The organism is Sphingosinicella xenopeptidilytica (assembly GCF_042676985.1).
Classification (GTDB): Bacteria; Pseudomonadota; Alphaproteobacteria; order Sphingomonadales; family Sphingomonadaceae; genus Sphingosinicella; species Sphingosinicella xenopeptidilytica.
In genome coordinates this window covers 1-10,018 of record NZ_JBHTIK010000003.1, presented here as the reverse complement: position 1 = coordinate 10,018, position 10,018 = coordinate 1, and the positions used below count along the sequence as shown (strand labels likewise).

General features: G+C 60.2%; 7 protein-coding genes and 4 pseudogenes. 6 read left to right on the top strand and 5 right to left on the bottom strand.

Annotated features, from left to right (window positions below; all coding sequences use genetic code 11):
• Positions 1-621: pseudogene (locus ACFQ00_RS06450) on the top strand (DDE-type integrase/transposase/recombinase); the annotation flags it as partial.
• Positions 622-830: 209 nt separating this feature from the next.
• Here the strand turns inward: ACFQ00_RS06450 and ACFQ00_RS06445 are convergent.
• Positions 831-2,127 (bottom strand): annotated as a pseudogene (locus ACFQ00_RS06445) (IS110 family transposase).
• A 153-nt stretch (positions 2,128-2,280) separates the two neighbouring features.
• On the opposite strand from ACFQ00_RS06445, the pseudogene ACFQ00_RS06440 reads away from it, so the two are divergent.
• Positions 2,281-2,592: pseudogene (locus ACFQ00_RS06440) on the top strand (integrase core domain-containing protein); the annotation flags it as partial.
• A 206-nt stretch (positions 2,593-2,798) separates the two neighbouring features.
• Here ACFQ00_RS06440 and nadC read toward each other — a convergent pair.
• Positions 2,799-3,662, bottom strand: a complete 864-nt coding sequence (gene nadC / locus ACFQ00_RS06435) for a carboxylating nicotinate-nucleotide diphosphorylase (protein ID WP_381487931.1) — start codon at positions 3,660-3,662, stop codon at positions 2,799-2,801.
• The gene (locus ACFQ00_RS06430) at positions 3,662-4,996 is read right to left on the bottom strand and encodes a Rieske 2Fe-2S domain-containing protein (RefSeq protein ID WP_381487928.1); all 1,335 of its coding nucleotides are present in this window, start codon (positions 4,994-4,996) and stop codon (positions 3,662-3,664) included. Before ACFQ00_RS06430 ends, nadC begins: the two co-directional genes overlap by 1 nt.
• 143 nt (positions 4,997-5,139) lie before the next feature.
• Between ACFQ00_RS06430 and ACFQ00_RS06425 the strand changes: the two genes are divergently transcribed.
• From ACFQ00_RS06425 to ACFQ00_RS06410, 4 genes and pseudogenes are all read left to right on the top strand, one after another.
• A complete protein-coding gene (locus ACFQ00_RS06425) occupies positions 5,140-6,315 on the top strand; it encodes a Gfo/Idh/MocA family protein (RefSeq protein ID WP_381487925.1) in 1,176 nt (391 codons plus the stop codon).
• Positions 6,316-6,317: 2 nt separating this feature from the next.
• Positions 6,318-7,310: a PhnD/SsuA/transferrin family substrate-binding protein gene (locus tag ACFQ00_RS06420; RefSeq protein WP_381487922.1), complete on the top strand. Its 993-nt coding sequence runs from the start codon at positions 6,318-6,320 to the stop codon at positions 7,308-7,310.
• Between the two features lie 175 nt (positions 7,311-7,485).
• Entirely contained in the window at positions 7,486-7,968 is a 483-nt protein-coding gene (locus ACFQ00_RS06415) for a MarR family winged helix-turn-helix transcriptional regulator (protein ID WP_381487919.1), read from the top strand.
• Positions 7,969-8,031: 63 nt separating this feature from the next.
• Positions 8,032-8,493 (top strand): annotated as a pseudogene (locus ACFQ00_RS06410) (radical SAM protein); the annotation flags it as partial.
• Between the two features lie 57 nt (positions 8,494-8,550).
• Here the strand turns inward: ACFQ00_RS06410 and ACFQ00_RS06405 are convergent.
• Together ACFQ00_RS06405 and istB are read right to left on the bottom strand one after the other, a co-directional pair.
• On the bottom strand, positions 8,551-8,940 hold the full coding sequence (locus ACFQ00_RS06405; protein WP_381487916.1) for an aldo/keto reductase: 390 nt from the start codon (positions 8,938-8,940) through the stop codon (positions 8,551-8,553).
• A 68-nt stretch (positions 8,941-9,008) separates the two neighbouring features.
• The gene (istB, locus tag ACFQ00_RS06400) at positions 9,009-9,878 is read right to left on the bottom strand and encodes an IS21-like element helper ATPase IstB (protein ID WP_381487933.1); all 870 of its coding nucleotides are present in this window, start codon (positions 9,876-9,878) and stop codon (positions 9,009-9,011) included.
• Positions 9,879-10,018: the final 140 nt, after the last annotated feature.

The following is a 10,018-nucleotide window of genomic DNA, read 5'->3' as shown; positions in this document are numbered from 1 at the left end:
CCTGCATCCGAGAAGCTGGAGATAATCCGGATCGTCGAGCAGTCGCACCTGCCCGCCAAACGCACGCTGGATCAGCTCGGCGTGGCACGGCGCACCTTCTACCGCTGGTATGATCGTTACCTTGAAGGTGGCCCCGAGGCGCTGGCAGACCGACCATCCGGGCCGAGCCGGGTGTGGAACCGCATCGGCGAGGATGTCCAGCAGCAGATCGTCGAGATGGCGCTGGAACAGACCGAGCTGTCCCCGCGAGAACTGGCGGTGCGCTTCACCGACGAGCGGCGCTACTTCGTGTCCCAAGCTACGGTTTACCGGCTGCTCAAGGCTCATGATCTGATCACCAGCCCGGCCTACACCGTGATCAAGGCGGCAGATGCGTTCCACACACAAACCTCCCGCCCCAACGAGATGTGGCAGACCGACTTTACCTACTTCAAGATCATAGGATGGGGCTGGGTCTATCTCTCGACCGTGCTCGACGATTACTCGCGCTACATCATTGCATGGAAGCTCTGCACCACCATGCGAGCCGAGGACGTCACTGACACGCTCGATATGGCACTGGCAGCCTCAGGCTGCGACCACGCCAATGTGCTGCACAGGCCCCGCCTGCTCAGCGACAACGTCCTATGTTGGGAAGGCGTAGCGTGAAAAGGCCAGCAGGTCTCGTTGCGCCGAGGGTGATCGGCGCTGGTGATTTTATGATCCAGATGGCTTCCATCGTCAAGGAAAGCACTCTCGGCCATAGCAAACACAGGATCCATCGATCGTCGAGATCGTGGTCCTCACCGTCCTTAAGATGAGATGCGCATGCCAGATGGAAGGCCCGAACATTATCTACAGGGTCGCTGCAGCGCCCTCATGGCTCCACAGAGAGGGGTCCTTCCATCTGGTGTCCGCCCGTTCGACGAACGGACGGTACTCGGTTCCCGTCTTGATGACGGCGTGTGCGACGCGCGCCATCTTGGCGGTAAGCGCAGTCATCGCCTTGCGGCGGCGATCGGGATCGTCGGCATGGCCAGCGACATAGCGAGAGAGCTTGTCACGGAAGCTGTTGTTGGGTTGCCGGATTGCGACCTGAGTCGCCATCCAGAAGGTACGCCGCAGCCGGGCGTTGCCGTACTTCGACAGCTTCGTCCGCCCGCGGAACATCCCGGACTGACAGGTCGCGAGGTCGAGGCCGCAGAACTTGAGGAACTGGCGATGGTGGCTGAAACGGCGTAGATCGCCGGCCTCGGCCAGAATCGTCAAGGCATTGATCGGACCGATGCCGGGGATCATGCGCAGGAGCTGATAATCGCGGTTCGTGGCCAGCGCGTCATGGGCGATCCGTTCGATCTCGTTGCGCTGCCGGATAAGGGTGCGCGCCTGGGCGATGACCATGCGAAACATGGTGACCGCGGCGGAATGTTCATCGATCGGGAGCGCGATCGATGAACAGGCGGTCTCGTAGATATCGTTGACTACCCGTGCCTTGGAAACCTTGCGTCCGATGAGCGGCCATGCCTGTTCGGTGAACGCTTCTCGCCCGATTGAAGTTATGCTGCCCGGCGTCGGGAAGCGTTCGATCAGCGCCAGAAACCAGTCGGACCGGCTATTGCCGGCGAAGCGCTCGATCTCCGGGAAATACAGCGGCAGATAATGCGTGAGAATCCGATGCCAGGTCTGGGTCTTGGCCTTGGAAATGGCTTCGTGCGTCTTCGACATCTCCTGCAGATCGTTGATGCCGGCGGCCAGCGGATCGATATAGCGCTGGGTCGCACCGATCCGGAGCATGTGCAGGATCACCTGGGCATCCTTGGAATCATTCTTGTCCCAGCCATTGTGCAGGGCTTCGCGTGTCCGGGCCAACGCGACCGACGAAATCAGGCGCAGCTCGAAACCGGCGGATAGCAATCGATGTGCCAGCGTGCGGTGATAGTTGCCCGTCGCTTCAAATCCGACAATCACGGGCCTGCCGATGGCCGCCAGATCATCCGCCAAGCGATCATAATCCGCCTTCGTCGCCATCACCGTCATGCGGCGCCGGCGGCCGCCCTCCGGTCGTTCAAGGAGAACCTCCTGGCGGTGCTTGGACATATCGATGGCTACCAGCACGGCATCGCGTGACGTAGAATGAAGCTTGGTCATGATCGGTCAGCCTCCAAAGGGTTGTGTCGACAACTTCACTTTAGAGACCTGCTGGCCGGTCATGACTGCCTTGATGAAGCCGGCGGGCGCTACGCGCCCTTGTCTCCATCAAGGCAATGTGGCCCTTCAATAGGCCGCTTCCCAATGTGCTATGGGGCCGAATTTACCGGTCGCCTGGTCGATCTCTGGGCGTACCACCATAGTGTCCGGATCGACTTCTCCCGGCCCGGTAAACCCACCGACAACGCCTATATCGAGACGTTCAACGGGTCATTCCGGAATGAATGCCTCAACGTCCATTGGTTCGCTTCGCTGCCCGAGGCGAAGCGGCTGATCGAGGCCTGGAGGCAGGACTACAACGTTAGCCGTCCTCACATGGGTCTTGGCAATTTAACACCGGCAGAATATCTTGCCGGAACAGGATTTTGCCGGGCCCCGATCGGGGCCCGGCAAGTCGGAAACTAACGCTGAACCTGGACCACCATTCCCAAGCGCTTCAGGCCCTCTCGGGCTCTCTCCAGAATCGGACCAATTTTCTCAAGGCAGACCAGTCACGCGCTCGCCAGTGCGCGTTGTAACGGTAATCTCCATTAGTCCTCTAATTTCCAAATATGCTTTTTGGCAGTTTGCTATCGACTGAAAAACCTCCACGCCGGCTTGGCGCGCAAGGCTCATGAGGAAAGCGCGTAGTCCAATCCGATATCGGCCGCGGGAGCACTTTGGGTGATGCGCCCGACTGATACAAAATCGACGCCAGTCGACGCGATTTCCCTGATCGTATCGAGCCGCACGCCGCCTGACGCTTCGATGGGGACGCGGCCACCGACAAGCGCGACGGCCCCTTTGAGCTTGGCAGGAGACATGTTGTCGCAGAGCAGACGATCCGCCCCCGCCGTCAGCGCAGGCTCGATTTGTTCGATCCCGTCAACCTCGACCTGGACTTCCAGCCCGGTATTGGCGGCTTTCGCAGCCTTGACCGCTTCGACAATGCTGCCAGCGGCGGCGATGTGGTTGTCCTTGATCAGGATACCGTCATCCAGACGCATGCGATGATTCCGCGCCCCGCCCACCTTGGCGGCATATTTTTCGATCGCCCGAAGACCGGGAATTGTCTTGCGCGTATCGAGAAGGACGCAATCCGTCCCGGCGATCGCTTCGACATAAGATCGCGTCACCGTCGCGATGCCGGTCAGATGCTGGAGCGTATTGAGAGCGGACCTCTCAGCCGCGAGCATGAGCTGCGCGCTTCCCGCAATTCGCAGGAGGGGCTGCCCAGCGGCAACATTGTCCCCATCTTGCACCAGAAATTCGATAGCGACCTCGGGGTTGAGCTTACGGAAAAACGCGGCCGCCAGCTGGAGCCCGGCAACCACTATCGGTTGGCGGGCAGCCAGAACGGCGGAAAAGCGCGCGCTGGCGGGGACTGACACACGGCTCGTGACGTCCCCGCTCCCCAGATCCTCACTCAGAACATAATCGACGAAGTTGTCGAGTTGCTGCTGATCCAGGCCCGCGATCAAATCCGACTCACGCATCAGGATACCGCGTCCGCCAGATCTTCAACTTCTTCCTTGTCGGCGAAGACGCCGGTCAAGCGCCTCTCCTCCTCGGAGATGTTGATCAGTCGCCAGTCCTCGCCCTTGGGGACCATGCCCTCGAACGACATGAGCTTGGCCAGTGGCACGCGCGGTTCGACAGCGCCAAGTGCCGGTTCACCTTTCTGAACAGCCTGGGCGGCGCGATACATCTGGGTGCGGAAGGTGAAGATCGCCTTGTCGCTCGAACCTAGCAGATCCTCGCTGCGGTCGGCGATCGGCCCCATCGATTCCCACATCGCCATATCCTGACAGGGAATGCCGTAGATGCCGGTAAAGTCGCCGGCTTTCATCAGCGCGCGATCCTGCAGATAGTTGTTTTCGGCGTTGCGCCGCTTTTTGAAGGTAACGGGCTCGACGTCCTTGCCGATCTCCGCCCCGCAGAACGTGCGCCAGGCATCCTGACTGATGCCCTTCGTCGGATGCCAGGCGATCCAGTAGAACATGGTGTTCACGTCGTCGATCGGGACCAGCATCTGCGACAGATGATATTGGTCGTTGGACGGGATGTGCACCGTGAACGGAGCCTGGAACAGCGTCATGCGTACATAGTCCTGCTTGTCCGCATCGATGATCGGCTTGCGGATAGCAGCATAACGAAAGCCGAACGGCGTTTTCTGCACTTCAATCTTGGGCGCCTTGTCGGCCGACGGGCGAAGCCACGCGGTGTCCGTAGCCGTCGAACCGCTTACTTCGGTGGCCGTCGGCATGTTCGATGAATGGAGGCTCGAACTGTGCGCCGAATCGATCGACCCTTCGAGAACCTGCGCCCAATTGCACCCGCCATGCATTTTCACGATGCTGATCTTCGCGGCTGGAGCCGCCGACCAGTTCGGCGGACTGAAAGGGATGACATTTTCCGGGTCCCCCATCCACACCCAGACGAAACCAGCAGATTCGACCACCGGATACGCCTTAGTCTTCATCGTGCCGCGCAGCTTCGCATCAACCGGCTCGGAAGACATGTCGACGGCATTGCCGTCCACATCGAATTTCCAGCCATGATAAAGGCAACGCAGGCCGCATTCCTCGTTGCGACCGAAGGCAAGGGAAGCGCGCCGGTGCGGGCACAGCTCGTCGAGCGCACCGATGCGCCCCTCCGTATTGCGGAACACGACCATGTTCTCACCGAGCAAGCGAACACGCAACGGCGTGCCGTCTGGCTCGGCGACGTCCTCGATCATGCAGGCGGGCAACCAGTGCTGCCGCATCAGCTTCCCCATTGGGGCCTCGCCCTCCACACGGCAAAGCAAATCATTTTGTTCCGGAGTCATTAGCTACCCTCCTCATTTTGGCTTGGCACGGAGACGAATCACCCTCAAGATACGCCCTTTAAATTACTTCTATATCGTAGTAACGGCTTTTTCAAGCCTGATTTTCGGGTTGAAGGGAGCGGCAGGCGAAGAATGGTAATGCGTTGCGACTAGGAATTATTGGGCTCGGCCGGGGTTTCATGCTCACTATGCCCGCGCTGAAGGCCGATTCTCGCGTAGCGCTTGCCGGGGCTTTCGACCTGCGCCGCGAAGCTCGAGAACGCTTCGCGGACGAATTCGGCGCGCCAGCGTTCGACACGCTCGACGCGCTCCTGCATTCGCCGGATATCGATGCGGTTTACATAGCCACCCCGCATGAGTTGCATGCCGAGCAGGCGATCGCAGCTCTGCGAGCCGGAAAGCATGTGCTGGTCGAAAAGCCGATGGCGACGTCGCTTGCAGATTGCGCGCGTATGGAACGCGCAGCCGCTGATGGCGGCAAGGTGCTCGTAGTCGGACCCAGCCACGGCTTCGATGCACCCGTACAGGCTGCCGCGCAATTGGTTGCCTCAGGCAGGTTCGGTGCCGTGCGGATGGTCACGGCGCTTAACTTCACCGATTTCATGTTCCGGCCCCGGCGTCCGGAAGAACTGGATAGCGCCCGTGGCGGCGGCGTTGTCTACAGTCAGGCGGCACACCAGATCGATGTCGTGCGCCGCATTGTCGGGCAGCCCGTTTCATCGGTTCGCGCCGTCGCCGCCAACTGGGATAGCAGCCGCCCGAGCGAAGGCGCCTATACGGCGCTGATGACATTTGAAGCCGGTGCTGCAGCGTCGCTGACCTATAGCGGATATGCGCATTATGACAGCGACGAACTAGTGGGGTGGATAGCGGAGCTTGGCTATGACAAGGACCCGGATCGCTACGGCGAGGCGCGTAAGAGGCTTGCGACGCTATCATCGCAGGATGAAATCGAAGCCAAACTGAAGCGCACATACGGTGTCCCGGCTGTCGCTGCCGACACGCCAGCGCCGCATCATGAGCATTTCGGTTTCATCATCGTCAGCTGCGAACGCGCGGACCTGAAACTGTCGCCCAAGGGGCTCTCGATTTATGGGGACGCCGAACGCGATTTCCAGCCGATCGAGCGCCCTGCCCTGCCACGCAAGGAAGTCATCGATGAGTTTGTCGGCGGTTGCCTAGGTATTCGCCGCCCGATCCATGACGGGCGCTGGGGACTTGATACCATGGCCTGTTGCGTCGCGCTCCTCGAATCGAGCCGACGCAATACGGACGTAGCACCCAACCAACTTCTCGACACTCTATCGGAGAAACCGTGACAATGACCAGACTGAGCCTTTCCCTCGCCTGTTGGGGCTATGACCGCACCGAAGCCCTCCAGAGGGGCGCGGTTCGGCCCGACGGCATCGACCTCAACTTTCAGGTTCTGGATGTCGAGGAAACCTTCTTCCGCATGCTGCGCAATCGAGAATTCGATGTCGCTGAACTGTCGATGTCGTCCTATTGCGTGACCCTGGGCCGCGAAAATCTTGGCTTTATCGCCATTCCCGTCTTTCCTTCGCGCTTCTTCCGCCACTCCTGCATTTTCGTCTCCGCCAAGAGCGGCATCGAAAAGCCCGAGGATCTCGTCGGCAAGCGGATCGGCGTGCCCGAATATCAGATGACGGCTCCGGTCTGGATCCGCGGCATCCTGCAGGACGAGTATGGCATTGATCCTGCGTCGGTCACCTACGTCACGGGTGGTGAAGAGGAGCCGGGACGCGAGGAGAAGCTGAAGCTCAATCTACCCGACAAGTTCAAGGTCGAGCCGATCGGACCCACACAGACCTTGACGCGCATGCTGGCGGATGGAGAGATCGATGCGCTGCATACTGCGCGGGCACCGTCGACCTTCTATTCGGAGCCCGGCAAGGTTCGGCGCCTTTTCCCCAATTTTGTGGACGTTGAAAAAGCCTATTTTGCGAAAACGGGAATCTTCCCCATCATGCATGTCGTAGCCATCCGGCGAGACGTGTATGAGAAGAATCGGTGGATTGCCCAGGCGCTTTACAAGGCATTCGTAGAAGCCCAGCAGTTGAGCTATGAACAATTGCTGGTGTCGGCATCGCTGAAAACGATGTTGCCATGGCAGATCGCCGCAGTGGAGGACACTATTGCTACGATGGGTAGGGGATGGTGGCCCTATGGCATCGAAAAGAACCGCCACGTCATCGAGACATTCACGCGTTACCATCACGAACAGGGCCTGTCGCCCCGCCAGCTCACCATAGAAGAGATGTTCGCGCCGGAGACTTTCGCCGAGTTCCGCATCTAAGAAACCATCCTGCACGGGGCAAGTCTACTGCTCACATGATCGTTCTCGGGACACGTTTAATATCCCGAGGACGATCATAGGAATATGGGTTTCGGGTGCCGGGTACGGTTTTGCGATGCGTTTGTGCGGCGTCTGTGCGAGTGGAGGATCGGTTGAACCCGTCAGGAGTGAACAGATGTCGAAGTACGCCCCCAAACTCGATCCGGAACTGAGTTTGGGCTATCAGGTTCGGCGCTGCCACCGACGGTTCGATCGGCTCTTGAGTGCCTATTTGGCCAAGCACGAGCTCAAAACCGGTTTCTGGTACTATCTTCGTGTCCTATGGCTCAGGGACGGGGTGACCCAAAAATATCTGAGCGACATGACTAACGTCACCGAAAATACGACGGTCGCCATGATAAACGCCATGCTTCGGCAAGGGCTGGTGCAACGCGCCAAGGACAAGGATGATCGTCGAAAATTGCGGATTACTCTTACAGATCATGGTCGTGCGCTCGAAAAGGAGCTGATGCGATACGCGATCGACATCAACAAGGTCGCTGTTGCTGGCATCGAGCCGCACGAAGTTGAAATCTGTCGATCGGTCCTCGAGCGCATATCGGCCAATCTCGCTGCCGAATTTGATAGTCTGCCTGCGAAGCCTACTGACGAAGGATGACTCCTCCGCATCATCCCTGGATCAGGGGCAATTAGGCCATGAACGGGGAAAGACGTGCGCGCCATGGCTGAACGGGAAGGCCTCGCGGCCACTCCAACTCCCGATAAAGGGGAGCCAGAGCGCAGCCTGACCGACCGTTTCGGCCGAACGATCACTTATGTCCGCCTGTCCGTCACCGATCGGTGCAACCTGCGCTGCCGCTATTGCATGGCCGAGCGGATGGAGTTCCTGCCGCGCCGGGACCTCCTCACCCTGGAGGAACTGGCGGAACTGGCGGATGCCCTGATCGCGCGGGGTGTGCGACGCATCCGCCTGACCGGTGGCGAGCCTCTGGTTCGTCGCGGCATCGTCGGCTTGGCGGAGGCGATCGGGCAACGCATCGGCAACGGCCTCGATGAGCTGACGATGACGACCAACGCTACCCAGCTCGCCCCAGTAGCGCGCGACCTCCTTGGATATGGCATCCGCAGGCTCAACATCAGCCTCGATAGCCTCGATAGCCGCGAGAGACTCGGGGCCGCGACCCTGCGTCGCCGGTCCCGAACGACCCGTTTCACCTGAACAGTCTAGCTGGCAAGCGGCTCACCCTCCCAAATCTCGGTACCAATTTGCGATTGGGCTTCCTTTGAATAACGAGGTCCCGAAACGGCGCCAAAAGCGAAAAGGGGCGTCCACTTGGTCAAACACGACCTCGGAGATGGTCAACGACAGGGTATCCAGAATTTCATCGAGATGATCAATGTTCGTGGTCCCGGGGATCGGAACGACGAAGTCACTCTTTGAAAGCAGCCAGGCGAGGCAGAGCTGCGCCGGAGTGCAATCTGCAGCCCGGGCCAACCCAGCCATCTGATCATAAAGCCCGAGGTTCTGCGTCAAATGAGGTTCCTGGAAACGCGGCATCGCGGCTCTCAGGTCGCCTTTGTCAACGCCGGTCAGATTCCAGGCCATTGTGGCGGAGTAAAAGCGGGCCATCGATGGTGCGGCACGACGATATGAAGAAGGCCCCGATCGGGGCCTTCTTCATATCGTTAGAGCCCTGATCAGAGGGTGGTGATCTCGCCGGTCTCGGGGTCGACGATCTCGGTGGCATGGTTTTGCTCCGCCCTGGTGGCGGTACGGCGGCGATGGGCGGATTGCTTGAGACGATAGCTGTCGCCGTTCATGGTCAGGATACTGACGTGGTGCGTCAGCCGGTCGAGGAGCGCGCCGGTCAGCCGCTCCGATCCCAGCACCTGGGTCCAGTCCTCGAACGGCAGGTTGGAGGTGACGATGGTCGAGCCGCGCTCGTAGCGCTGTGAGAAGACCTCGAACAACAGTTCGGCTCCCGTGGGCGACAAGGGCACGTAGCCGAGTTCGTCGACGCTCAGCAGCTTGACCGCGGCGAGATCGCGCTGGAGCTTGAGCAGGCGGCGCTCATCACGCGCTTCCATAAGCTGGTTGACCAGCGAGGCTGCGGTGGTGAACGCAACCGTCAGGCCCTTCTGGCAGGCCGCCAGCCCAAGGGCGAGCGCGACATGGGTCTTGCCGGTGCCGCTGTTGCCGAGCGCGATGACGTTCTCGCGGCGCAGGATATACTCGCAGCGGGCAAGTTCGAGCACCAGCATCTTGTTGAGGCTGGGGATGGCGGTAAAGTCGAACGTGTCGAAGCTCTTCACCGCCGGGAACCGGGCCGCCCGGATGCGTCGCTCGACCGTGCGCCGTTCGCGGTCGATCAGTTCCGGCTCGATCAGCCGCAACAGGTAGCGGGGATGATCGACGCCATTGCGGGCGCACTCGCGGGCGACCTTGTCATACTCGCGCAGCACCGTCGGCAGCTTCAGCTGCTTGAGGTGATGGGCGAGCAGCACCTGTGGCGTACGGTCGCGGTCATAACGATGCTCTTCCTGCCTGTGGTAGCGCGAAGGGGTCAGCGGACAAGCTGCGCTTCCAGTTCGCCAAGCACGCGATAGCAATCGAATACGCCGGCGACTGAGGAATTGGGCTGGGGCGATGCCGGCGTGGCCTCGCGCACCGTGCCGATCGCGGGCGACTTCGCGGCGCATGTAGTGAA